Source organism: Oceanobacillus arenosus, assembly GCF_003369575.1.
Taxonomy (GTDB): Bacteria; Bacillota; Bacilli; order Bacillales; family Amphibacillaceae; genus Oceanobacillus; species Oceanobacillus arenosus.
This window is the reverse complement of record NZ_PIOC01000010.1, coordinates 49,180-75,920: the sequence shown is the minus strand read 5'-3', so window position 1 is coordinate 75,920 and position 26,741 is coordinate 49,180. Positions and strand designations below refer to the sequence as shown.

General features: G+C 33.0%; 24 protein-coding genes, 2 pseudogenes and 1 riboswitch. Of the genes and pseudogenes, 4 read left to right on the top strand and 22 right to left on the bottom strand.

All coding sequences use genetic code 11. The features are described from left to right. Window positions 1-118 precede the first annotated feature (118 nt). The 4 genes and pseudogenes from CWR48_RS05110 to CWR48_RS05090 form a co-directional block, all read right to left on the bottom strand. Window positions 119-325 (bottom strand): hypothetical protein, encoded by a 207-nt coding sequence (locus tag CWR48_RS05110; protein ID WP_147294865.1) that lies wholly within the window; start codon window positions 323-325, stop codon window positions 119-121. Window positions 326-770: 445 nt separating this feature from the next. After that, the gene (locus tag CWR48_RS05105; protein ID WP_115772002.1) at window positions 771-1,046 is read right to left on the bottom strand and encodes a CD3324 family protein; all 276 of its coding nucleotides are present in this window, start codon (window positions 1,044-1,046) and stop codon (window positions 771-773) included. 497 nt (window positions 1,047-1,543) lie between these two features. Further along, the gene (locus CWR48_RS05100; protein ID WP_115772449.1) at window positions 1,544-2,806 is read right to left on the bottom strand and encodes a glycosyl hydrolase family 18 protein; all 1,263 of its coding nucleotides are present in this window, start codon (window positions 2,804-2,806) and stop codon (window positions 1,544-1,546) included. Between the two features lie 524 nt (window positions 2,807-3,330). Beyond that, window positions 3,331-3,522: pseudogene (locus tag CWR48_RS05090) on the bottom strand (ATP-binding cassette domain-containing protein); the annotation flags it as partial. Window positions 3,523-3,672: 150 nt separating this feature from the next. Here CWR48_RS05090 and CWR48_RS05085 point away from each other — a divergent pair. After that, window positions 3,673-4,464, top strand: a complete 792-nt coding sequence (locus CWR48_RS05085) for an ABC transporter ATP-binding protein (RefSeq protein WP_115772000.1) — start codon at window positions 3,673-3,675, stop codon at window positions 4,462-4,464. Beyond that, window positions 4,457-6,088, top strand: coding sequence for a hypothetical protein (locus CWR48_RS05080; protein ID WP_115771998.1), 1,632 nt, complete (start codon window positions 4,457-4,459; stop codon window positions 6,086-6,088). Before CWR48_RS05085 ends, CWR48_RS05080 begins: the two co-directional genes overlap by 8 nt. 93 nt (window positions 6,089-6,181) lie before the next feature. Here CWR48_RS05080 and ade read toward each other — a convergent pair whose 3' ends face one another. From ade to CWR48_RS05000, 17 genes and pseudogenes are all read right to left on the bottom strand, one after another. Beyond that, the gene (gene ade / locus CWR48_RS05075; RefSeq protein ID WP_115771996.1) at window positions 6,182-7,924 is read right to left on the bottom strand and encodes an adenine deaminase; all 1,743 of its coding nucleotides are present in this window, start codon (window positions 7,922-7,924) and stop codon (window positions 6,182-6,184) included. A 26-nt stretch (window positions 7,925-7,950) separates the two neighbouring features. Continuing rightward, entirely contained in the window at window positions 7,951-8,166 is a 216-nt protein-coding gene (locus CWR48_RS05070) for an adenine deaminase C-terminal domain-containing protein (RefSeq protein ID WP_342772439.1), read from the bottom strand. A 189-nt stretch (window positions 8,167-8,355) separates the two neighbouring features. Continuing rightward, window positions 8,356-8,457: riboswitch (purine riboswitch) on the bottom strand. 651 nt (window positions 8,458-9,108) lie between these two features. Next, window positions 9,109-9,282 carry a hypothetical protein gene (locus tag CWR48_RS20355; RefSeq protein WP_170140707.1) on the bottom strand — a complete coding sequence of 58 codons (174 nt, stop codon included), beginning with the start codon at window positions 9,280-9,282 and terminating at the stop codon, window positions 9,109-9,111. A 527-nt stretch (window positions 9,283-9,809) separates the two neighbouring features. Next, window positions 9,810-10,904, bottom strand: a complete 1,095-nt coding sequence (locus CWR48_RS05065) for a restriction endonuclease subunit S (RefSeq protein WP_115771992.1) — start codon at window positions 10,902-10,904, stop codon at window positions 9,810-9,812. Next, the gene (locus CWR48_RS05060; RefSeq protein ID WP_115771990.1) at window positions 10,897-12,927 is read right to left on the bottom strand and encodes an HsdM family class I SAM-dependent methyltransferase; all 2,031 of its coding nucleotides are present in this window, start codon (window positions 12,925-12,927) and stop codon (window positions 10,897-10,899) included. Before CWR48_RS05060 ends, CWR48_RS05065 begins: the two co-directional genes overlap by 8 nt. A 290-nt stretch (window positions 12,928-13,217) precedes the next feature. Continuing rightward, window positions 13,218-13,601 (bottom strand): hypothetical protein, encoded by a 384-nt coding sequence (locus tag CWR48_RS05055; protein WP_147294864.1) that lies wholly within the window; start codon window positions 13,599-13,601, stop codon window positions 13,218-13,220. A gap of 273 nt (window positions 13,602-13,874) precedes the next feature. Next, on the bottom strand, window positions 13,875-14,084 hold the full coding sequence (locus CWR48_RS05050; protein WP_115771986.1) for a hypothetical protein: 210 nt from the start codon (window positions 14,082-14,084) through the stop codon (window positions 13,875-13,877). A 418-nt stretch (window positions 14,085-14,502) separates the two neighbouring features. Further along, window positions 14,503-15,846 (bottom strand): UvrD-helicase domain-containing protein, encoded by a 1,344-nt coding sequence (locus CWR48_RS05045; RefSeq protein WP_115771984.1) that lies wholly within the window; start codon window positions 15,844-15,846, stop codon window positions 14,503-14,505. Then, entirely contained in the window at window positions 15,843-17,612 is a 1,770-nt protein-coding gene (locus tag CWR48_RS05040) for an AAA family ATPase (RefSeq protein WP_115771982.1), read from the bottom strand. Before CWR48_RS05040 ends, CWR48_RS05045 begins: the two co-directional genes overlap by 4 nt. Before the next feature lie 68 nt (window positions 17,613-17,680). Further along, a complete protein-coding gene (locus tag CWR48_RS05035) occupies window positions 17,681-18,295 on the bottom strand; it encodes a recombinase family protein (protein ID WP_115771980.1) in 615 nt (204 codons plus the stop codon). 373 nt (window positions 18,296-18,668) lie between these two features. Continuing rightward, window positions 18,669-19,640: a DNA/RNA non-specific endonuclease gene (locus CWR48_RS05030; protein WP_115771977.1), complete on the bottom strand. Its 972-nt coding sequence runs from the start codon at window positions 19,638-19,640 to the stop codon at window positions 18,669-18,671. Window positions 19,641-19,879: 239 nt separating this feature from the next. Then, window positions 19,880-20,195 (bottom strand): annotated as a pseudogene (locus CWR48_RS05025) (lipid II flippase family protein); the annotation flags it as partial. A gap of 262 nt (window positions 20,196-20,457) precedes the next feature. Continuing rightward, on the bottom strand, window positions 20,458-20,958 hold the full coding sequence (locus CWR48_RS05020) for a hypothetical protein (RefSeq protein WP_115771975.1): 501 nt from the start codon (window positions 20,956-20,958) through the stop codon (window positions 20,458-20,460). Between the two features lie 149 nt (window positions 20,959-21,107). Continuing rightward, window positions 21,108-21,383: a YolD-like family protein gene (locus CWR48_RS05015; RefSeq protein WP_115771973.1), complete on the bottom strand. Its 276-nt coding sequence runs from the start codon at window positions 21,381-21,383 to the stop codon at window positions 21,108-21,110. A gap of 279 nt (window positions 21,384-21,662) precedes the next feature. Next, complete coding sequence (locus tag CWR48_RS05010) at window positions 21,663-22,289, bottom strand: hypothetical protein (protein ID WP_115771971.1); 627 nt, start codon at window positions 22,287-22,289, stop codon at window positions 21,663-21,665. Then, window positions 22,290-23,039, bottom strand: coding sequence for an ImmA/IrrE family metallo-endopeptidase (locus CWR48_RS05005; RefSeq protein ID WP_115771969.1), 750 nt, complete (start codon window positions 23,037-23,039; stop codon window positions 22,290-22,292). 8 nt (window positions 23,040-23,047) lie between these two features. After that, window positions 23,048-23,413, bottom strand: coding sequence for a hypothetical protein (locus tag CWR48_RS05000; RefSeq protein WP_115771967.1), 366 nt, complete (start codon window positions 23,411-23,413; stop codon window positions 23,048-23,050). A gap of 441 nt (window positions 23,414-23,854) precedes the next feature. On the opposite strand from CWR48_RS05000, the gene CWR48_RS04995 reads away from it, so the two are divergent. Further along, a complete protein-coding gene (locus CWR48_RS04995) occupies window positions 23,855-24,505 on the top strand; it encodes a hypothetical protein (protein WP_115771965.1) in 651 nt (216 codons plus the stop codon). Between the two features lie 119 nt (window positions 24,506-24,624). Further along, the gene (locus CWR48_RS04990) at window positions 24,625-25,191 is read left to right on the top strand and encodes a GNAT family N-acetyltransferase (RefSeq protein ID WP_245976727.1); all 567 of its coding nucleotides are present in this window, start codon (window positions 24,625-24,627) and stop codon (window positions 25,189-25,191) included. 325 nt (window positions 25,192-25,516) lie between these two features. Here CWR48_RS04990 and CWR48_RS04985 read toward each other — a convergent pair whose 3' ends face one another. Beyond that, window positions 25,517-26,026, bottom strand: coding sequence for a hypothetical protein (locus CWR48_RS04985; RefSeq protein ID WP_115771963.1), 510 nt, complete (start codon window positions 26,024-26,026; stop codon window positions 25,517-25,519). Window positions 26,027-26,741 lie beyond the last annotated feature (715 nt).

Genomic DNA, 26,741 nt, shown 5'->3' with positions numbered 1-26,741 from the left:
TTATATTTAGGTAGAGTGGGCGGTATGCACGCACTGCTTAAATCTATGAAATATTATAAAAACTTTTAAAACATAAATAACCTTCCCACCATTGGCGGGAAGGCTAATATTTCCGTTATCATCTATTATTCAATTCTTTACTATCAACGAAATTTCCGTCCTCTTTACTGTTAAACCAGACTTCCCGCTTCGTGCAAGTGTGTTCAAAAGCATACTCATTTTCTAGCTCATTGATCCATGTTTGTTTTCCGTAGGTTTCAGCTTTTACTTTTTTCATTCGTTCATTCGCAATAATTTTATAAACAGCAATATCCATATGCATCATTAATTCCTCCCTTATCATTAAGAATACATTCGGGAAGACATCTGGTCGTCGGCTTAGGGCCTGAAATTCGGTAACAATTGTTTCCCACCTAAGATTCAGAACCTCTGCATCTTAGGTCTGAATTTATTACTTAAAAAATCAAGTCGTCTGTTTGGACCTCGATTATACGAGAGCCACCTCAATAATTTTAGTAAACATTCCTGTTACCTCCCTTCTCGAAAATCAACGGCTACATACTTATTAATGCATGGAAAGGGTTGTAAAAACTAGCGAAAGAATAACTATAATCGATTTGTACCATCCAATTGATGATACAATTTCTTTATGTTTTTTCAGCGTTAGTTGCACTTATGTAGTAAGAAAGTCGTTTTACTTTCTTACCTACCAAAAAGCGTCAAGCTTGGTCTTGCAGCTTCACGCTTCTATAAGTTAGATGAAAAACTTACTACTGATTACTTCGCATTTTATAAATAACTTTTCGTATGCTGTCAATCGATAAATGAAATTTACGCTCTAATTCTTCAAATGATTTTCCATTATTGTATAACTGAAAAATTTCCTCATTCCGCTCAGCGATTAACGCTCTCGTTCCACTCACTTCTCCCCATCCTGCCCGCTCTTTTTTTGCTTTTGGAATATAAATCAAATCACCTTGAATATATTTCTGCATCTCTTTTAGCAAACTAGGGGGAAGGACCTCTTTTGCATTTTTGTATTGCACGATTTACGTCCTCCTTGTTAACAAGTACATTTATATCGAAATTAACCTGTAAAACACTCATCACGTAACAGCTCCTTTCCTAATGTTTTTATTAATTACATCCTTGCTTAATGCAAATTATAAATGATTTTTCCTATTACGGAAAGATGTTAATTTTCCAAATAATCATCTTAAATAAAATGGGACCGCATGTAATACGGTCCCATTTAGGGATTCCCGCTATGCGGAAATCACCTCAGAATTTGTGATCAATATAATCAGCCTCCTTTCACAAGAGTCTATCGGTCCGACATCTTCATTAACGCATACTTTCCGTTGCTTTCTCAAGGGAAAGAATAATTATAGTTGTTTTATCCTTTGTTTAATTGGAAAAGAAGCTTCTCAAAAGTCGAAGACCCATGAAAAGCCCCTATATTTGTCACCTTCTTGATTATAAATCAAAGAAGTTAATGGAAATACCAAAGTATGATCTCAACCAAGCCTTCAACAGAAGCACTCTAGGTTACCTTTCTGACACGAAAAAACTTGGTTAATAGCCATGGCCCTTGAGGAAAACCAAGTCCAACCTGCCAAGCTCCTATTCCATGAAGACGATATTCACGTACTAGCTTCATCTTTGCAGCAATACTTCGAGTGTCTTCAAACCAGACAACATGACGCTGTCCATTTTCATCGACATAGTAAAAATTAGGAGCCTCATCTACCACCGAATAATTGATAGGTACACTTTTGCTCATTGCTAGATCAATCGCGTCCTGATTGGAGATTGCAGTAGCTAAAACTTCGGAATTGTATGGCAGTGCCCAGTTATAACCGTATAATGGGATACCTAGGACTATTTTACTTCTATCCATCTTTTGCACTGCAAACTCGATTGTTTTTCTCACTTCATTAAGTGGTGCAACTGCACCAGGTTCACTCGCCATATGATGCCAATCATAGGCCATAATAAACATAAAATCTACTACAGACCCTATTGCACCATAGTCATAACCTGCATACCAAGGAATATCTGCACTCGTTTTTGCTGGAACTGCTATTGTCACTAGTAATCCCGCAATGTGAAGCCGGCTTCCTAATTCGTTTAAAAAAGTAGAAAAGATATCACGATCTTTTGCTAATGTTCCTTCAAAGTCGATATTTACACCTGCATATCCTTTTTGGGATAAAAGGGTAAAGATATTATTGATAAAATTTTGCCTTGATGCTGGGTTGTTTAATGTTTGACTTGTTAGTTCAGCACTGAATCCGGCAGCGGTCAAATTGGTAATCGTCGCTAATGGTGCTGTATGACTGTTCCAAGCTGATTCTATAGCTTGCAAATCGTTTAATGAACTAAGGGAACCATCCAAATTAAAATGATACTCAAAAAATGAATAATAAGTAGTATAAGGAGCGAAGTCTCTAATCACTAGCTGATCACTTTGTGTTCCAGTCACATAGAAATAACCTAAAGTAGTAGCAATGTAATTTGGAAGTTCAGGAAGAATAATTTTCATTCCGGGTTGGATGGTAGATGGATTTATTTTAGGATTTGCTGCGATTAACATATCGCTCGAAACGTAAGCCTTTTGGGAAATTGTATAGAGACTGTCCCCTGGCTGAACCGTATATATTTTTGTATTTATCAGTAGTGCTTGACCTGGAACAATATTCGGATTAACTAATCCATTTACACCGCGAATGATGTCAACTGAAATATCATACTTTTGACTAATAGTAAATATAGAATCGCCAGGATTTACAGTATAAACAAACAATAGCATTCCTCTTTTCTGCACAGTTTGAAAGGTGCTAAGCATAATAAATAATTAGGCTCCTCCATTACTAAACACTACAAATATTAGCTAATAAGACCCTACATTATTATATGAAGGGCCTTATCGATATTATGATGACTGTCGAACAATATGATCATCCAATCTTATAACCAAAGCAGCGTTAGAAAGAACTGGACCAGCTGCTATCAGAGTAGGAAGAGCACTATTATCCGCCACAAATAAACCTTCCCCACAATGGATTTGACCGTGACGATTCGTCGCTGACGTTGTAGGATCATCCACTACTTATGTTAGTTAAACAGAACCGGGATTTTGACTTTCTGTTGATCCCCCACTTACAATTCTTGATTTTTCTCGAACTCTTTTCGTTTAGGGTCTTACAGCCAGTTAATTCGGGATAAACCTTTCCCTACTAGATTAAGTGCAACTACGGCCGTCACCGAAAAAATTGGTTGTACCTTGGCTTTCAGTTATTGGTTAAACGATTTCCTCTAATCGTAAACCAGACGACCATAACGTATGTTTTCCATAATCGTCCCTGAAAATAAAAAGGTGTCCTGCGGCATAATCCCAATTTTTTCACGTAACTGATTTAATTGATAATGCTTAATACTGTGACCATCGATATTGATTTCGCCACGGTCTATCTCATAAAATCTCATTAATAGATTAATAATCGTCGTTTTCTCTGCGCCGATGATTAACGCAAGCCCAAGATTGCTAATATAGTTATTAATTTTTGTCACAGTACTTTTCCATTCATTCTAATACCCATTGCATTCCCAATCACACATTGTTATGTTAGAAGAAGAAAAATAGTTTAATAGAAAGGGAGATACAAGGGGATGAAAGAGAAAGTATTGTCACTTCAAAATCTAATCATGAGTTATCCCGGGAAGAACGTGTTAAACGGGATTAACCTAGATGTCTACCAGGGGCAAATCATAGGATATATTGGTCCAAATGGTGCTGGTAAAAGTACTACATTAAAAATCATGCTCGGATTAGTAGAGGGTTATGGCGGTGTTGTAGAAATCTTTGGGCATAATATTGCATCAAATGATTATACATATAAACAAAAAATTGGTTATGTACCAGAAAACGCAGAGATTTACGATAATCTGACAGCAGCTGAATATCTCACATTTATTGGTGAATTATATGGTTTGGAACGCGGGACAGCTGAGAATAAAGCGTTAAGCCTTTTAGAAGAATTTGATATGGGAGATGTTTTTCATTCGAGAATCTCATCTTTTTCTAAAGGGATGAGACAAAAAGTTCTAATCACCTCCAGTCTTCTACATAATCCAGATTTGATTTTCCTTGATGAGCCCTTAAGTGGACTTGATGCGAATAGTGTCATGGTTATTAAGGATATGCTAGAGGCTTTGGCAAATCAGGGAAAAACGATCTTTTATTCCTCTCACATTATGGATGTGGTTGAAAAGATAAGTAATCGAATTGTTCTATTAGTGAATGGCGAAATTGCTGCGGATGGTTCCTTTGATGAGTTAAAAGAGCAAAGTAAGGCAGGGTCACTTGAAGCAATATTTAATCAATTAACAGGATTTGACGAGCATAAAGAAACAGCGAAAAGGATTGTTTCCATTGTAACAGGGGATAACCAAGATGAGTGAAATCCAAATATTAAAAGTCCTTGATACTTTTCAATCGGTTTTCCGCAAATTAAATATTGATTATAACGTGATGCGGAAGATCCTTGAAATAAAACTTACAATGGATGGGCGGCGTATTCCAACCATACTTAGTCAAAACGCTAAAAAAAAGGAAGGAAATCAATTTCTTAAGTCATTATGGATTTATGCTTTATACGGTCTTGTACTCATCCCATTTGTATTTCTTGGAGATAATTATTTGTTCCAGGTAAGTATTATCGCTGGGATCGCCATGTTCATCCTTATGACTTCCATGATTTCAGATTTTTCTTCCGTACTTCTGGATGTTCGGGATAAAGTAATATTGAATACAAAACCAATAAACAATCGAACCATAAATGCAGCCAAGTTTTTCCATGTCGCGATTTACTTAACGCTGCTTACGGCAGCATTTATTTCCATACCAGCAATTGTATTTCTTTTTACAAAGGGATTTATTTACTTTCTCCTATTCCTTATTGAAATCATTTTCATAGACCTGTTAGTTCTAGCTTTTACTGCACTAATCTATATGGTTGTATTACGATTTTTCGATGGGGAAAAGCTGAAGGATATGATTAATTATGTGCAGATATTACTTGCTGTAGCGGTTGTAGTCGGCTATCAAATCATCATAAGATTATTTGATTTTGTAGATCTAGAATTTGTTTATCACTTTAGCTGGTGGCATATATTGATTCCACCAGTATGGTTTGGTGCACCATTTGAACTGGTGTTAAACCAAAATTATTCCAGTGAGATTATTACTCTCTCCCTACTGGCAGTGTTGGGACCTATCATCTCGATTTTCCTATATTATTTATTTATGCCATCGTTCGAACGGAATTTACAAAAGCTAATGGAAGAATCAAGTACGAAAAAGAAGAAAAAATGGACCCTAAATGACCTGATAGAAAAATTAATTTGTTTTAGCAAAGAGGAAAGAATATTCTACCGCTTTTCTTCAATTATGATTAGTCGAGAGAGAGAGTTTAAATTAAAAGTATATCCTTCATTGGGAATGGCACTTGTTTTCCCATTTATCTTCCTTTTTAATAATTTGAGCTATCAGACACTTGAAGAAGTGGGGCAAGGCAGATCCTTTATAACCATATACTTCTCCAACATTATCATTGGAACGGTTGTTTATATGCTTCAGTTTTCTGCGAAGTACAAAGGTGCATGGATTTTTAAGACAACACCTATTCAAAAACATGGCATTGTCTACAGTGCAACTTTAAAGGCATTCTTCGTAAGGCTGTACTTACCGATTATTTTTGTACTATCTGTACTATACATCTGGATATTTTCCTTCCGTATCGTACCTGATTTGGCAGTTGTTTTGGTCACTGCTTTATTACAGGTGCTAATATCCTATAAGCTGTTTAATAACGGAAGATATCCGTTTACCGAACCGATTGAAACTGCCCAACAAGGCGGGGGTGCTACTGGAAAAATTATCGTATTAATGCTTATTGTTGGGATATTTGCGATTTTACATTTGATCATCTCCTTCATACCCTTGGCAATATATGGGTATTTGGTAGTTCTTATCGTCCTTACGGGAATATTGTGGAAGATGATTTTTAAGTGGAAGTTAATATAATGAAGGACAGTCCATTTCACCGGTTTAAAGCTGTGAACTGGACTGTCCTCTTGGGTGTCTATATATCATATCTTTTTATCCGTCCCACTTAAACTAGATTTCTTCAACAGAAACGGATACAAATTCAAATTTTGTCACATCAACAAGTCCTAAGTCTGTGATCTTTAATGTTGGAATTACCGCTAAAGACATAAAGCCTAAAGTCATGATTGGATCAACATTCTCTGCAATTCCTAGTACTTCATGTGCCAATTTGTTTACTTTACTTTGCTCTATGACGACTTCTTCTCCTGAAAGATCACTCATCAGACCACCTACTGGAAGTTTCATACTACAGATCACTTCACCGTCAGCGACCAGTACGACACCACCGTCTTGTTTTTTTAAGCTCTTCACTGCCACCGCCATATCCTCATCATTGGTTCCAGTCACAATTAAGTTATGTGAATCATGCGCAATGGAAATACCAATAGCACCTTTCCTGATTCCATAGTCTTTCAACAGCCCAACGAACACATTCCCAGTATTTTTATGTCTTTCAACTACGGCAATCTTCGCAACGGGTTTATCCGGATTGTATATAAACTCTCCCGCGTTATCCCGTTCCACTTCAACAATAGCTTCATTGGTCAATGCTTCCGTTTGAATTACCTCAATCGCTCTTGCTTTATCTGATTCTAATATCAAACGAAGCTTTTCTTTAGAAAATTCACCAATATGCACACTAGACTGTACAGGTGTAATATCTGCTTTAGTAAATGGCGCCACGTAATTTCCTTGATCCGCCACAAGTTTTCCATCAATATATGTTTGCTCCACTATTAAGTTATCAAGATCACTGAAAATAACCAAATCCGCTTTTAATCCGGGTGCTACTGCTCCACGATCATCTAACTGGCAGCATTCTGCCGTATTTATCGTTGCCATCTGGATTGCTTGGATTGGATTCACATTTTCCTCTACACATATACGAATGGAATTGTCTAAATGCCCTTTTTCTAAAATCGTTTTTGCCTGAACATCATCCCCACATAAAACACAGCGACGGGCATTTTGAGAAGTGACACCTTTTAGCAACGTACGCAAATTTTGGGTAACAGATCCTTCTCGTAAGAATACATACATTCCTCGAGAAATGCGAGCTTGCAATTCATCAACAGTAGAACTTTCATGGTCGTTTTCTACACCACCAGCAATATATGCATTTAATTCCTTGCCACTCACCATTGGACTATGCCCATCGATTCGTTTATTTAACCTTCTTGCAACTAAGATTTTCTCCATTACACTGTCTTCGGCCCCGATTACTCCAGGAAAATCCATAAATTCAGCCAGACCTTCAGCTTTTCCTTCTTCCAAAGGGGCAACCATATCTGATGCAGTCAATACCGCACCAGAGTTTTCCATATTAGTAGCCGGGACACAGGAAGGCAACATATATTTGATATCTAAAGCGGTGTGTTCTGCAGCCTCAATCATATAATCCAACCCTCTCAGCCCTGCCACATTAACGATTTCATGAGGGTCTGCCATTACCGTTGTCGTCCCATGGGGTACAAGTAAACGTCCAAACTCTTCTGGAGTCACATAGGAAGATTCCACATGGATATGCGGATCAATAAATCCAGGTGCGATGTACTTTCCTTTTAAATCAATGACTTCTTCACCTTCATAGGGTTCTCCAATTCCCGCAATTTTTCCGTCAACAATCGCAACATCACCAGTAAAAACACTTCCTTGATAGACGTCCACAATTTTTCCATTTTGTAAAACCAAATCTGCACGTTTGCGTCCTGCCGCTACGTTAATTAGTTGTTTTAGTTCACTCTTATTCATTTCTATTCCCCCATGTATCAAATCAATTATTCAGAAATTAATTCTGTAATCGGATCAAAGATCTTCAAAGTCACATAATCCACATTTCCTACATCCGTGATTGGCAAATCTGGAACAGCAGTAATAGGAAGAAAGCACATATAGAACATTGGGTTAGGAACGGTTCCACCCAAAACTTGGACTGCCTCGTGCAATTCACTTTCAGCTGCAACTAATGTTTTGGGATCTTCATCTGTCACAATTCCGCCAATCGGTTAGTTTAACTTACCCCTTACTCATTCAAACTGATACGGAAAATCTGCTTTCACATAATTTACCCATGATAAAATAAAATAGGCCGAAGAACTAATACTCCCTCAGGTAATCTACGAGTGGAGCAAAGTCCTTCGAGCCAATGTCGAAAAGAATAGAAATAGATTAATAGAATTCTATTTCTAATTATTGCCTCTCATAGTCAGTTCATTTACGGTAAACTGGTAGAAACTTGCAAGCCATATCCTCGCTATTATATGAGTAAATTTATTCAGTTTTTACATTTTTATTATAGCACTCCATTCTTGCTATTCAACACAAACTAAAATAATATTATCATTCAGATAACAAAAAACACGAATGACCAGTAGATTAAAAGTAAAATTCATACATCTATTTAACCAAATGCGAACTTTATTTTATTTTAGGAGTGATATATTCGACTATTCCTTGAAGGCGCTCTATTATGACAGATTTAGTTAGTTCTCCATTAGTAAAGCATAAATTTTCACGTACACAGGAAATGAAAGAGAAGCCTTCCAAAAAAGTTCAATGAATTAACGAAAAGCTTCCAGAGCTAGGGACATTACCGCTACAATGTTAGATAATTTAGTAAGACTTTCTTGTAGAGATATGGGACCTGATTCCTTGTCTCAAAAGGAAAGAGAAGCCTGCCCCCATTCTAAATAATCAAAAAAAGTCTAATTAACCAAATCGCTGTTAATCAGACTCTTTACATCGTAATCATTTTACTTCGATATTCATTTCTAATCACATCTGCCCAATATAGCTCATCAAAATGATAAACATATTCTGGATCTTTTGATAATCAATCTAAAAAACTCGAATTTTTTAAAATTTCTGCCGAATTATCTTTAAAGTACTTCTCAAACTCCCTCTGTACTCCAAAAATATATTCTAAATCCATTTCATCAAGCATATATTTCAGATTCTGCAATTTCAATCAACTCCTTCTTATTAATACATTCCAATACATCTGTTGTATGGAATGAAAGTTGATTTTTCATATGTCTCTTTAGTTGTGTTACTTGTGTAAATTCTTCATCGGTAATATCCCCACGTTCCAAACGATTTATTAAAGGCATATTTATTGGACTTTTTTAACTTGATCTCCATCGTTGAATAGCCGGAAACATGAATAATGACGTGAAAAAGAGGCTTCCACTAAGTTTAGTAACTTAATGAAAGACCTCTCTAATAACCTTTTTTAAGGTTATCGGTCATTGTTCAGTGGTCTGATGTAAGCACACAATCCATAAACGTTGATATAACAACGTTTATAAACCTAGCTTACATCATGCCGCCCATCTATTAACCATATAAATATGAACAAACAACCTCTAGAAACCCTATTATATCAATGTTTTTTCGTTTTCACTGAACATGAAAAAGACCAATATTAAACATAAACATGAACAAAACATGAACAATTATCTTTATCCTTTTCTTTATGTGACCGACCAACTTAATATCATGTAGTTGAACCTGATTTTTTGATAAAAAATTATGATGAATGACAATGTGATATTTTTTTCAAGGTCAAAATGTAATCCAAAAAGGTAGTACCTATTTTTTATTAGGTACCACCTTTTTGTATAATCGTTTAACTTGTTTAATTAACTTCATATTCAATTAAATCAAATAGCTTATTTTTTATTTTTACCAAAGTTGATATGTTTTCTTTTAGTGGTTTAACTTTATTGGTTATTTCTCTCTGCAATTCTATATCTGGTATATTTATCATTTGTGCTTCTGCATAAGTCTTGTTAAATGTTGCATTATCACTTTTAGAAGTAACCAAGTTAAAAAATAACTCTTGATAGTTTTGCATAAACCAAAATAAATCAATTTTATTAGCCCATTTATCCTTAATTTTCATAACATACGCATGATCATTAATTGTAAATTCAACATCTTCCTTTATATATGACATTGTCCCTGCATAGTAACCATTTCTAGTAACTATAATACACGGTCCTTTAAATACTTTTATGTTTTTTCCATCCGAATCCTTCGCGTATTTAGAAATTGAACCCATGCTATTATTCTCCATTGTAGCACCTGAGAGAATAGGTATAGATTCCTCGACATTTCTTGGTCTGTTTAAATAAATAAATTCCTCTGTTAAACAACCATTACCACCTGTGAAAGTAAATATCTTTTTAAGCTTTTCTTTTTCTCCTGTTTGGTCACTCTTAATATTAATTTCACTTATTTTATTAAGGTCCAGAATAAGTGCAGAAATTTTATCACTTAAATTTTTTACTTTCTTATAAACCTTTAATTCCTCTAATTGCTTATCAATTTCTGGGATAACTACCTCAACATTTGACAATAAAAGCTTATTTAAACTTTTCTGTCCAGAAACATCACCAATTCTTAATCTATAGAATTTATTTTGAAATTTGTATGAGAACCATTCCAAATTTATTTTACCAAAAAATTCTTCTTTAGGCTTTAAACCCATACAGTTTCTACCAATTGTTCCCTTACCACTTCTGAAATTTAGTTTACCTGCACTCCCATATGTAGTAAATGTTAAATACTCACCATCAATAATATAAGTATCTATACAGAAAGTCGCATCCTCACTACCAGTTTGCCCTGTATATACAGGATAGATTCCCTTATTGTTATAAATATATTCTTCCGTAATATTTACTTCAGAAATGAAGTCGAAAATGTTATCAATGCTATCCTTAATCATTTTTTATTTCCTCTTTTTTACCATTATTGCTTGGTGATGCAGTTATTAATTCGTCGTAAATTTCTCCTATTTTATTCTCAAATTCGTCTATACTTATTGATTTTCTCACATATGGTCTTAAGTGTTTTTCACTTAGTAGATTATAGAAATTACCTTCGTTTACCTCATGCATTTCTACAAATCTAAATTTATATCCCCACAGACCTTCTTCAAGTTCCCTATCATTCACTTTTCTTTCATAATGTTCTTTGGAATTTGAATATAAACCTTTATTTGATGAATAGAGGTTTATTAACTGCATTGCTCCATCAAATTTGCTCTCTAATTCTGCTAAATCATCATGATATTTAGTTCTAAACCTTTTATCACTATTTGCGTAACCATCATAATCAACTATATAGTGCCATATAGGAAAGTCCTGAATATTTCCAACGTCACTAACTTGTTTTTTTTGCATAAAAAGTACATATGTCTTTTCCTTTGTATATGGAGCAAAAGCAAACTTGGTTAGGGAAATAACAGAAGAGATATTACAATTCTCTAAAATCTTCTTTCTAAAATTCACTCTAGATGGAGTTTCTAACGAACCATCATTAATTACTATTGCCATACCTCCACCTGGTTTAGTTGCTTTAATTATCTGTTCTAAAAATAATAGCTCATATCTACTTTCATTTGTAAAAGTATAATTATTTACATCTGCATCACCTTTATATGAACCCATAGGTGGATTAGCTAGAATATAATCAAACTCTTCTTCCTTCCATTTTACGTTATTATTCCAACCAACTAGAGAGTCATTTTCATATATATGATTGTGACCATCTCCTACAAGAAACATATTTAACTTAGTTCTTGCTACTGATTTCGGATCGTTATCGTAACCCCAAAAAGTATTATTCTGTATTTGAGTTAACACGTCATTATTCATTTGATTATTTGTAGTATAATTAATGTTAAGAACTTTAAATGCCTCTGTAAGGAAACCACCTGTCCCACACGCCGGGTCACAAATTTTTAAATTTCTAAATTGCCTTTCGTTTCTTAATAGGAGCTTCGCAATCATATTAGTGATATGCCTTCTGGTATAAAATTCCCCAAATTCCTTTTTCTTTGATTGCGTAGCATACTCTTCATAGATTGTACCAAATAAATCAAATTTTGCCCCACCGTGAAAATGATAAGAATTAAGTTCTTTATAAATTTCAGAATAATGATTATGTTTTAGTTTCGCTGGAAAATTCACAAGATTTTTAAAATCTTTATATTGATTATCTCTATGCGGGCTATCATTGCCCCAAATTTGGGAAACAGTTGTTATAAACTCAGAACTTAAATCCCTTGTTTCTGTTCCATCAACAATCCTACTAAAATCATCCCATAACTGGATTACCCGGCTTAGTGTCCTACTTTCAGCTTCTTTTTCCGAAATATATTTTAAAACAACAAAACTTACTGTTGGATCTATTCTTTCGTCTCCTTTTTTAATCCCAGCAGAACGATAGATATGTTCCAACTCTCTTAAGCTTCTTCGAAACTCAGCTTCTGTAAATTCTATTACATTTTTATTAACCTTATGTGCTACATCTGAATTATCGATATTTACTTGTGACTGTATCTTTATTAATACATCTAAACCAACAAAATTGGTTAATATTTTTCCGTCTAGTGTGATCTCTTCATCATTATGTGAATTATAATATCGAACTTCATTTAAACAGTTTGTTACTATATAATAATTTAAATTTTGCTTAATTGATTTTTCTTTCCCCTGTTTCATGGCATCGCGCCAATCCATATCACCTATATTACATTTTTTATGCTTTGCCTCAATTAAACATATAATGTTTTCTTCAAACTTTTTATCTTTTTGTTCTAATCTTGAAACCCATACGTCCCCTCTCTTGTTACCTGTATTCTCGGTTGTTACGTCCACTTTAACTTGATTTATATTTATACCAATGGTTGTTAGCTGTGGTAATAAATATTGAATTATATCATTTTGTTCTTCTTTTTTAACCATTGCTTCTATCTCCTTATTTGAAATGCTTTATGTTCTATCCTACCTAATCCATAGAAAGACAAATTATATTTGTGAAATAAAGGTTACTCCAATATATGTACAACGATATTAAATGTCAAAAATTTTTATTGATTAAGATTATAAGGTATAAATGCATTACAACAGTAATCTATATCCTAAATCAAATCTATCTTATTGATAGTTAACTCATTGTACTATTATACTGTACTTTATGTTGATTTTGTATGTTGTTTTTTACAAAGTGATGGTGTTTATTGACGATACAAAACTTAATATATTTCTTTCGCGATATCCTTGCCTAGTTCATTTAGGTTACTAGTTGAAAAGTTGCGTGGATCACCAAGATTTACTGATAATCCTATTAATTTATGTTTATTAAAATTACCTAACCAGTAGGTAGTTATTTTTTGTTCTCCATTTTTATTAATGTGATACCGCTTCTTACTTTTATTTATGACAGCATCATTTGGGAAAAGTTGCTTTAAATATTTAAAATTTGTCCTACCAAAGCTCACAATTATTGATGGTTCGGAAGCTACAACATCTATTAATTTCTGTAAAAAACTTTGTGCCCAACCATTAAACAAATCTTTGGTTACAAAACTATAAACCTCCTTGGAGTTGGATATTGTTGGAAATGGGAATAAATCCAAATGAATACCAGTGTATTTATACTTAGTGTTTGGGTAAAATGAAGCGCCTAAACCATTTATAAAAGCTTCAACTTTATAGCCTTCTGATTTACCAAACCAATTTATATATGGGTTACCCTCTTTTGAAAAATACCTGTTGTAGCTATTTATTATTTCATTTTGAAGTATATTATTCTTTATAACATCATTGTTTGTCTCATTATCCTTTAATGCTCTAAATCGTGGTTTAGAAAGGTATGTAAGTTTGTTATTTTTGTTTTTCGCTATTAGTATTCAAGCATCTTTTTTATGATGATTTAAAAATTCTTCACGTGATGGATTAGCACCAATAGTTATAATTTTTGGCTTATCTATTTCTGTGTCTCCAAACCAGAGGACAGGAGGTGCCTTAGGTATTAGCTCATTCTTCCAGGCAGGCTTATTTTCTAATTCTATTTGCTTCTCCGCTGCTTTAACTAGTAAATCAATTGCAAGACTATTCAAAGGAATCCCCCCATATAATAAAGCTTCTTTATAAAATTGGCCTTCACTAAGATATATTGATTCACTCTCTCTTGCCGCACAAATGAACAAATATTTAACATTTTTTGGTAGACCAAATTTCCTTCATCTATAATATACATGGATTAGCTGTTGTATAAGTTTTTTTACCTTTAAATCACATGGATTTCTAGTAGAAATATCACAAGTTACTAAGTAGAACAGCAATAACTGGAGGATTTTATAGAAATGATAATAAGTAAATTCGATGTAGCAAGTTTTCCGTGCTTCTTTAATCACAAGTCAGCTATGCTTTTGTCAGCTATAAAAAAGTTGGAATAATCTTTTGTGCCCTATCTTTCAAAGGTTGGACTAAAATATTTTATTAAGTAAACTATCAGACTTTCACACGATACGTCTACTATTTTAATAATTGTTTAAACTTATTATTAATCCATTCACGCCCATATTTTTCTTCAACTTCCGTTGTTATTAATATAATTAGTTCCTTTTTTGATCTTGTCAAAGCAACATATAGATAATTCATCATTTTATTCAGTTCAATCTTATTTAGGAAAAAGTATTCAGAAAGTTCTGTTGTTAAGATGAATAAACAGCAATTCCCTTCTAACCCTTTTACTTTATCAATAGAATTCACTACTATTCCCTCTGTTTTGGTGGCTTCTTTGTTTGCCTCTAATGCTTCATATAGTCTAGCTTTATCTTGCTTCGTTAGTTGTAATGATAGGATTTCACCTACTTTATTTATGATACTCCAGTTGTTTTTTGTCGTTAAATTTTTCTTTATTAATCTATGTAAAATAAAAGTTATTTTATCAATATGATTATCTTCTGCATTTGTTCTCTTTATTAGCATTTTTAATTCATAATCTAACAAGTCTTCGTGAGCATTCACATCATTAGTATCAGTGATAAATCTTTCATTTTTTTGATAGATATAAATATAATCCCAGGTTCCATCTTTTATAAACTCGTCTAAATTAATATCGTTTTCATAAAAATACTTTAACACACCAACTTCTTCAGTTTGCCACTCTTGTTTTTCTTGTTCAATAATATATTTATTAGACAACTTCACATGCGAAATTGGGCATCTATGGTTTTCTTTTTTATATTTTACAAATTGAGGATACTTCCCAAGTAACCTTCTGAACTCATTCCGTGCTCTTAAATCTTGTTTCGGGTCTCCAACTAAATGTAAGTAAAAACCATTGGTATGAAATACATCAATAATTTTTGATAAATATTTATCAATATCTTGCGCTTCATCTATAAAAATTGAATCTAGGTAATTTCCAATAATGGATATTATTCTCTTTCTTTTTTCTTTAATTAATTTTTTATCATTACTTTTTCCGTATAGAACGTGACTAGAAATATTTGTAACTTCCTGGACATGCACAATATTTCCTTCTCTTAATTCTTTTAATTTTTTTGCTCTATAACCTTGATTATCTGGTAAATTGATAGCCGATACAGAAGAATACCTTTGATCATACAATAAATGATAAAAAGGAAATACTAACTCCTGCAACAAAAAGACATGTGATGTCTCCACTTTAACTTGTCTCGGAATGTCGCCATGCTGCTCAATAATTTTGTTTCTTATTTGATCTCTTGCGGCATTAGTATAAGTGATGACATAGATTATTTTACCATCCTCAACTTCCCTATATCTTGAAAGAACTTCTTCTGCCATTGAAGTTGTTTTTCCCGCCCCGGCACCAGCAACTAATAACTTCATTCTTTAGTACCACTTTTCAGGAAGTTTAATATTCGTGCAATATGTTTTGGTAAAGTTACACCTTCAAGTTGCTCCGAACCAAAATCTTGACAAAACTTTAGCATTATATCGGTTTTAGCACCCTGCCACTTTTTTGCTAAAGCATCAGGAGTCTCAATATCTTCTTCTCTCCAATTATGCTTTTCACTGAAATACGCCTTTAACTTACTGAAATTTTCTTCTGTTTTTACAAATTCAGGTTCCAAAGTATACTCTGAAGTCGTAGTTACAAATACATTCTCATGTTGTTCGCTATACTTTTCATGATTTCGTTGAGCGTTAGGCTGATTGTCAAAATCTCTTATTATACCTATTCTATGCGATGTTCCACTATTGACCTTTAACCAAATATCTAGCATAGTAGTAAAGCCTTTATGTAAAGAAATAACCTCAATATCGTTTAATTCTCTGTCTTGCATACTTAAATACGATTTAATAAGCATCTCTTCACTTGGGCCTTCAACCAAAATGCATCTCCTAGAAAATAAAAATTTCAAGAAATCTAGATTTGGCTTTTTAGCCAAGTAATTTAAATGATCAGTTTTTATCAGAGACTTTAAAGAAAATGCTTTTCCTTCTTTTACAACGGTGACGTTCTCTAACTCTAATTTGTTCAAAAACTGCGAGCTATGGGTAGAAATAAATAATTGTGTTTTTTTGCTCGTACTTAAAATTGAATTTATAAAACTAGCAAGTAACTTTTCGTTATTTACACTAAGATGTGCCTCTGGCTCTTCGATAGTTAATATATTCAAAGCTGATTCTTGATTCACTTCTATGGAGTTCATCATAACTAATAGATACACAAGATTTCTATAACCTAACCCTTGACTATAAAGATATTCATCGCCTACACCTAATCTAACATTGTTTAATAAAGAACTAATACTAGGCATATTAGGCAATAAGGTTATTTGATTAAAAAATTCTTTAGCATTTTCTAAATCCGATGTTTCTTGCCAATTAAGTACACCCTCTAAATTGCTGATTTCTTTTAATTCACTAAAAAAAATACCGTAAGATTCTTCAACTTTTACTTTTTGTTCATCATCCAATTTATTATGTAGTAAGTTAACCAATGCTTGAGATCCTAACTGTGTATTTTTATTGGAAAAGTCATCTCTTTCAGCGGCTAATGAGTTATATTTAAAATTAATTAAGTCATTAAATATTACCTGTTCATTAGTAGATGGAACAATAACCGTATACTTAAACATTTCAATAGGCAAAAGATTCATCTTTATGTTTTTTATGTCTTCCTCATTTTTATCTACTAAAATACTTTTTATATGTTCTAATAATTGAATGGGTTTCTCTATATAATATTTATACTCAATCTTATACAATGTTTCCGCTTCATCTATAGAGTTATTCCATTTACGAATGTAAAATTCATCGGAACCATCTGGTTGGAAGGTAACTTTAACAGATACAAACGGAATGACATCGGTAAATTCCTCAATCTTTATCTCTGACTTTCTTATCCTTTCTAAATTGCTAACTATAAATTCAAAATAGTTATTTTTAAAATCATTATTTATATCATACCACCCTAAATTTTTGCTAACTTTACCTATTTCGTCATTTAAAAAAGGTAGTGTAATGGCTCTTAACAAATTACTTTTACCACTGTTATTATCTCCAATGAAGATTGCTAGTCTATTTAGATTGATTTCAATATCCTTTAGATTTCTATAACCATAAACTTTCGCTTTAGATATAATCAATTTTCACTACCCCTTTTCATAGAATCTTAAATCTAGATTTCTTTGTAATTAAGTTCGGATGTCGGAAATCAAATTAAATCCTTTTTTAACTCCCTTTGGATACTGTATATAGTATTTCTCGATATTCCAACCTCTCTATGAATATCCATTACGCTAGTTCCTAGCTCTAACAATTGCACCACTTTATCATAAACCACTTTATCTCTACCTGTAGCACCCGCATAGTACTTCTTTATGCCGCCACGAAACTTCCCTTGTTTTTTTGCAATTTCTATACCCTCTCGCTGTGCAGCTCTTATACGTTCTCTTTCTTCATCAACCATCCAAGAAAGTAGTGTTAGTACTAAATCGGAAACTAACTGTCCAACTCCCTCAAGTTCTTTATATTTTCTTGTATCAAGAATTGGCATATTTAAGACGACAATATCAATTTCTTCTTTAATAAGTGCTTCCCATTCCTCTTTGATTTCAGTTTTGTTTCGACCAAAGCGACTTAAATCATGAATAACTAGTACATCTCCAAATCGCAATTTGGAACGCATTTCTTTATAAACAGGGCGATCAAAGTTTTTACCAGATTGCTTTTCTCGATAAATGCGATCACATCCAAAATTCTCTAACTCTTTTATTTGACGATTTAGATTTTGGTCTTTTGTACTAACTCTCGCATATCCAAAAATCAAATTCTCACATCCTATTATTTGAACAAGTCTGTTTGAACACTCATATGCATTGATATTACTACATTTCCATTTGTTTAACCAGGGTGTACTCTGAAAGAACGATAAAGAAATCCTATTCTCTTTTGAGGCAGCTATGTTTTGGGATTTGAGGCCAAAGCAACACTTGAAGCAAATAAAAATAAAGGTGCATTTCCTTCTTTGAAATGCACCCGTTAGTGAAAAATAATTATATACTCATCGTACAAATTTTATAGATGATATGACCATTAACTTCAGTTGTTCCTGCACAGACAACCATTTGCAAATTGTAGTAAATCGTTCAACGAGGGAAATATTCTTTCGTTCATTCATTTTGCCTCAAAGTTCTAGGGTTTTACTCCCCTACCATACCATCGTTATCACGGTCGTCCATATATGGGTATAACCAATGGTCACTCGTTATTGGCATACTAAAACCTGCTGCTTCTGCTTCTTTAATCGTCACCTGTCCATTACCGTTTGTATCAACACTAGAAATATCACCGCTTGTGTTTGAACTGGTTGAACCAGAAGGCTCACTGCCTGTTAAACCGAGTGATTCGTTTACTTCATCAGGGTTCACATTGTCAAATGTATCAACAATCTCGTTACCCATTAAAGTATAGGTATACTGATAACTTGAAGGAATCTGCGTTTCCGTGTTCGGATATGTAATAATTGCTTCAAAATTAGTAGCTCCACCTGCACTACGGATTGCGTCTTCCATATAAGCTACATCACCATGACGGTTGAGCGTACTATCTTGTGGGGTAATATTATAAGCATTCGATACCCCTCCGAGAGAATCAGCAATGATATGTCCCTCATCTAAAACGTCACTTTCTACACCAGGAACCTTTGCCTCATCAGAATAGTATCTGCCAGACGATGTTACAGGTTCATTATTGTCATCTTGCAGAATGATTTCGTCAGCAATGACACGTACCAGTTGCCCATGTTCATTCGTAAAGGCCCAATATTCACGGTCCCCATAACCAATGTCAACGACGACGTTAGGTTGACGATAACCAGACAAATCACCACCATCAACTTCAATAAGTTCGTATCCTGAGAACAGTTCATCATTTGGTTGGGTCGGTGTTTCCACCGCAACCGGAACACTCGACGTTTCCTCTGCTGCTGGTTCATCAACAACCGAAGTGGTAGTTTCTTCTTTTTCATTTTCATTATTTTTATTTGTTTCAACTGTGGTTAATTCTTGTGGAACTGTTTCTACATCTGTATTGGATGCATCTTCTACGTTTGTACAACCAACCATAAAGATGATCGTTAAAAGTAAGATTAAATAGTTCATTTTCTTTTTCATTTTAGGACTCTCCTATAATAGTTTCATTTTATTAATTCTAAAAATCTCGGAATGTTAACATAGAATATTGATATTACCACTAAATTTCCATGTCCTTTTGTATAGTATTTATTTCTCATTATATTATACAGTAAATACAAAATACTTTGTGAGTGCTATTAAACTATTCTTCCATTTACTTGAACAAGAAAAATTGCATTACTTCTGTTCAAGTAATGCACCAGTTAGTGGAATAACTATTAAACAATAAACGTAGTAAACCAAGCAATATATTTAGCTCCTGGTATAAACAATAATTGTGCAAGTATGGTCCCGAATAATCTCGATATAACCATCATTATTAAATACTTTTTAATGAATGATAACTACCTCTTCCATTAACAACGTTGTCAGCAAGTACGATACCTTTAGGTCAACAAAAATAACTAACAATATGGTTGCTAAACCATTAATTAACCCTGATGCAATTGTTGCCGTCAACGCTCTTTCAGGTGCTAATAGTGCTGCATATAATGCTGATAATACACCTATTGTATAGATTGCAGTGATGAACATCGTTTTTAACATTGGAGTGGGGGATATTTTGGAATGTTTTACACGGTGAAGGTTCTGTTTTAAAAGGAACAACTTTATTATTAATCCTAGCTTCAAATTTCGCTTTAGTCATAGATCTGGTAGGTATATCCATTAATGGTTGAACATTATAAGGAAAACGAATATTAATCGTGGATTCAACTCAGTCCTCCACCAAGTAAAATATCACAAAAGGAAAGAATTCTATGGGCATCTCAGCATTACTCATACCTTATCCTCCCTTTTAGCTAATTCTTATTTTCATTTTTGGTGGAAGCAAATCATATTCTTCACACAGTTTGTAGAAGTAAGGATTTCGTGTATGAACATCAATTCCTTCTTCATCTAGTATTTTTTCACATTCAAGAATCTGCTCGTCAGCAAGTAGGTTTTTCGGTATTAATATTTCAACCATACCTATTACCTTCTTTATTTTTAAAAATTCGGCTAAATATGGTCTATGGTTGCCACCAGTGGCTACCGTGTATGTTTTATTAGGTAAGTAGATTAAGTGCAAATCTTGATATCTTTCATATAAATAACCATTCTTTTTAATTGATAGATATAACCGATCTAATTTTTCTTGACTTAAAACACCTTCATATGACAGGCCTTTAATTTCATCAACGTAAACAGATTTATAACCATAGAAATATATAAAATAATCTTCATTTTGTTCTCCGTACTGTTTAATTAGTTGGTCATAAAATTCCCATCCAGTATAATCTATCTTAACTTCCCCCATAAAGACACCCCTTTTTCACCTAAATGAAATGTGTATTTTATTTAATTAAACACTAAACTACAAATTTATAAATTATATAGCTTAGATAACAGGAATATGAGGATTAAATAAATTTAGAAATAACAATAGCAGGAGCCATATATTCCTGGTTAATCTATCCATGCTCCAGTTACACTGTTTAAAGGTATTTCTTTTTCCTCTAACCCCACGTAATTAAGCAAAGTATCCACACCAAGAAGCTTACCTTTCACTTTGTGATAATCATGATTTTGAAAATATTCAACCTCAATCGCCAAATCATCCTTAAGAGCAAACTGTAGCTTTAAATTGATTTCGTTGATTAGTTGTTCGTCAAGCATCGGTTTTTCTTTCCATTCTTTTTGGCGCCACATTTCTTTTAACAAGTTTGCATGCTCCGGCATCATCGTTGCTGTCCATTCGATGTTTCAGCGGTCTTTAACCATTAAGCTATCCCCTTTAATGTTTTCTATCCATTTGTTCTTTTATCACATACGAATATTTGTTCAATTTAAAGACAAAAAAAGCCTTTAAAGGCTTATATAGTTTGCTTATATAGTTCAATTTCTATTCTCATTCTCTAAAAATATTATAAAAATAATGAATATCAGGCCTAATGGTGAAATAATTAAAAGACTTGAATCTTCAGACATATGTTAGTCGATATATTCCAAACCACATTAAAGTTAGTATACTTTTGAAAATCGATCCATTAGCTGTTGAAGTTTACGGTCCATATCATTTTCTTCTTTTCTTCTTTCGTTGCGTCTACTCATTACTTTGCTTTTTTCCTCTACCATCTTATTTAACTTAATTCTCTCAGAATGATTATCTGTAATAGTTTCAGAGATTTCATTCCACGTTACTATTTCTATACCTTTATATTTAGATAGCACCCTACCATTTTGAATTTCTTCACTAAAATTAGTATCACTTGAATGCATATATGGTACTTCTAAATGATATGCATATAGAAACGACACAAACTCACCTAAATCTTCTATTTTCTTGTTACTATTATCTAAATCGATAAAGCCTTCTTGTTTTAATTCATTCTCTATTATCTTCCTTGTGATAGGCTCTAAATCAATCAAATTAATTACAAATAAATTTTTATTTTCATATTCATAAAACAAACTGCATATCTTCTTAAATTCATCTTCATTACTGTCCCATTTAACTATTTCATTTTTAACTGCATCTGCAATACCAATCACATTAAATCTTTCTAAGTAAACTTCATGAACAGCGCCTATGCAAACCTTAACCCAAATATTCGTATCACAAATACAATCATATTTAGGAACTGTCATTCAATCCAGCTCCTTTTCAATAAACTCTAAAATTCCACTTAATTTATTGTAACTTATTTTTTCTTCTTTATATAATGATTCTAATAGAATAAACAATTCACTACTTATGTAAGTTTTATTTCCTGGATTAATTAAGTCAGTACTCAATCCTAGAGCAAGTGTTTTTGATATCAATTCTTCTTTTCTGTTGGAATTACCTAAACCATATCTTGAATTCAAGTTTGCTTGTGGAAAGCGTTCGATTAACTTCGTAACCATTGCAGAATAACTAACTCCAAAAAGATGCTGTAATTGAATTATTTTATCGTGTGAGATATACATAGGATTTTTTGGAGGGTATCCCATATTTTTTAATTCTTCATACAAAACAGTATCATCAATTAGAACTAAAGAGGAAAAGTAATCTGCGGAAAATTCAACTTCGTTATCTTTATAATCTCCCAATAAACTAATTGACCCAGTATCTTCAGTAAACCAATGATAAACTTCATGCCATAATGAAAAACTTTGTCTTCCTAAGTTATGTTTTTTGTTAACAAAAATAAAGGTATCTTCGCCAATAGTCATGCAAAAACCAGAAACATCGTCTGGAGCTGCAGAGATCAAAACCAAAATACCCAAGCTTTCTATTCTTTTAATTGAGTCCCTCATAGGTGCAATTACCACAGATGGATATTTCTTTTTAAATCTTTCATATTCCTTTTTTACTAACTTCTTCAATTCTTCCTTACGTTCATTATTTAAAGTCATGAAATCCCTCAATTTTTAACATAAGTTCCACCATTTATTTTTTTTAACAACGCTACTTCAACAAAAAAATCACTAATTTTTTTAATTTCTCGATTTATATCCTGATCATTTTCTTCATGTTTACTTCTGAATGAAATAGGCTTAATCACTTCATCAGCCAATAACTCATTGATAGAAAGCCCCAAAACAATTGAAACTACTTCATAATGTTTCGCTTTAAATATCACATGTTCTTGTAAAATATCATCGATTAAATTCAGATTTACATCATACTTCAATGAAATTTCATTAATGCTTAAATTTTCCTTTTTTATTACTGCTTTTACCTTTTGGGATAATTGATATTGAGTGTATTTCGGAATAGTGTACACCAAAATAGCCACCCTCCCTTTATATAAAATATATAAATAAAACCACCTAACACAATATAATAATCATTACCACTAGTTAAAAATTATATGCAAGGTAATTTGTTTTGTTGTGCTTAGATGTGTTTATTTCATAATTGCAATACAGATGCAATACATTTTAATAAATAATAACACTAAAAAGTACATTTTTCTATTAAAATGACAAGAATATCGTTGAGTTATTTTAAAATTATTAATATATGGTAAGATAGCTTTGTGAAATATTGTACTCTGACAACGTCGCAGATTTGTTCAACAAGAAATCGCAAAAATAACAAACGTTTATTATAAGTTTAGACGTATTAATGTACTATAAAAATTATGTAAAAATGAGGCGATAAAAATTGGTGAAAAATGCAAAAAAGCACAGACAAATAGTAAATCGTAAAGGGGATGCAAAAAACTATGAATGAAAATTGGGTAGATAGTATTGTTCAAGATAATACCTTCTCATATAGTTACTACAAAAAGTTGGTTGATAATTATTTAGAAATTGATTGGAGAGAGATTACCATTCAAAATCGTGTTGTTACTCCACTTTTAGATAGGTTGTTTATTAACGAAAAAGACATATCTATTATTGATATTTCGACACAATATGATAACAAGAATAGTAAAATACATGATACTCGTATTTACAGAAAAGAGAAGACATCACCGCCAGACTTGTTAGTTGCACGTCATTGGAACTATGCCAATATAGATAATGATAAAATTGATTATCTTGCTGTCGTAGAAGTAAAATCACCTAGTTTAGATCCAGTTTATAATAAAGATAAGAATAAGTTTGATGGTCAAATAAAAACGCATTTAGAGGTAAATGACAAAGTGATACTAACTGATTGTATTAAATGGCTATTTTTCGAGAAAGAATATGGTTTGGATCCAGTAAAAACCATTAGCTTGTTTGATGAAAATAATAATTGGAAAAGAAAAGACGCCAAAACTCCTGAGTCTCTAATAGAAGAAATTCAATTCGAGCCTACTTATGAAGATGAACCTAAAGACTGGAACCAGTTATGTAAGTATATACTTGAATTTTTAAATGGAAATTAACATTCATTGTTTGCGAAACACTGTACTTAAAGTATCGGGTGCTTTACTTCAACAATGAGATCGTCAATATGACTCTCTCATATTATTAAAGGGCAGATTTGCGGAAAAAGGTTATAAAAGTGGAGGGGATTATAATCGAGCACACTAAGATTAGTCTTTCAAATGAAAGGTTATTATTAAGGGAATTTACTGAAAGTGATTGGATTGATGTACATAAATATGCATCACAGGATATAGTTTGTCAATACCAACCTTGGGGACCGAATACGGAAGAAGACTCGAAAGATTTTGTGAATCATGTGATAGAAAACTCAACACAAGAACCAAGGAGAAGGTTCGTTTTTGCAATCATATATAATGAAAATATGATTGGGGCTGGTGAGTTTAACATCAGGGATTTCACTAACAAAGTTGGAGAAGTCGCTTATATTGTTAATCCAGACCATTGGGGAAAAGGAATAGCAACAGAAGCAGCAACTCTGTTAATTGATTTTGGATTTGAGAAACTTAAACTGCATCGTATATATGCAACTTGTGACCCAAGAAACGTTGGTTCATCAAAAGTTTTGGAGAAAGTTGGAATGACCAAAGAAGGTAGAATTCGTGAAGATTTGTTAATTAAAGATGGCTGGCGAGATTCATTAATATATAGTGTTTTGGAGCACGAATGGAACAATTCTTATTAGGCTAAAAGGTCAACCAGTAAAATCTGGCTAACCTTATATTACGAACAGGTGCTTTACTTTAATAAGAAAATTGACTGGAACTTCTTAATAGAGGTTCTTTTTGTACAAATTCAAAAACGTAACTCTCTCTAAAATGACAGGGCAATTGACTCACTTTATTCTAAGTACAATATCCATTTCTATGTAAAAGAGGACTGAAATATCTTATGCAAAATAGTTAAATTGTAACTAAGCCAGTGGGTATTTGCACAACATTACACCAGAATGTCATAGATAGTGATCCTTTTAGTTGCAAGAAATGCCTGGTTTTCAACTTAATAATTCATTACTTTAGAAACCTAAGGATGTAATTATCTAATTCTAATAATATATCATCGCATCTATAAAAGGGGATAGGTTCCTTACTACCTATTATTTCCGTCAGATTATGAGACATAGAAACCTTGAATATAGTTATGTCTTCTTTTGCCTTTCTAACAGCTTCACTGCAGGATATAGTGCTTGTATCTGCCCCTTCTGTGTCATCATCTATTATGATTTTACGAATTTCTGTAATAAACTCGGCACAACTAATTTGTCCTTCAACTAGTTGAGAAACGAAAGCTGTTTGATGAAGTAACTGATAATGTCCTACATGTCCACCTAATTCACACACTGTTGCTTGTAATAAAGGTTCATATCCTTCACTAAATTCTTCCGTGGCATATATGCCCCCGGTCCAGTCGCTTATGTCGTCAATTAGGTCAAAATCTAGTTTCAAACATTTTTTATATATTTCAGTAAGCCATGAAACGTCTTCTGAGTATAGAATCTGAGTTGTGAATTGCTTTTTCATTAATTGGAACTCCTTTTTAACTAAGTTTAAATATATATTGAAATTTTAATCTTACTATATAAACGATCCCGAATATACACATTAACACATTATTTTGGATTTAAAAATACTAACAAAACTAGCAAATTATACCATGCAAGTGTCCCCCCTATGATCAATTGAAATATAGATTTTTACACTAACGGGTGCGATTACAATCCACGTTGCTTCACGACTGATAAGTAACATGAAGGTGTTATAATAAACTCAAAAGAGTAATCATTATGCAAGAAGAGAATCAGCACGAAAAAACTGATTGGGGCAAGCCAGAAGAGGACGAAATCTGGTAATAATACTTATGTGTGCCTCCATAAATAATGACAGCCCAAACCGATACAGGGAACACGTATCAGTATATTTTACCGTTTATTTACATTGATAACTTAAATACCTCATACAATGAGATCTTAAGCTCTAAATACGAGGTGAATCAAAATGTATTATTCTTATCCACGTAATGATGTACTTTGTATCGATATGTAGTCCTTTTACGCGAGAGCCGAAGTACTGAAATTGGGTAAAGACCCAATAAAAGTTTATTTGCTTGGCTTTCTCAACTTTTCCCTAGCGTTTTTGTTGCGACTCCGGATTGGCGGTATCTCTTTTCCATGTGAGGATTCCTTCCTGGTCATAGTCTCTAAGGATACCTTATGACTTAGCGATTAAGTTGTTCTCA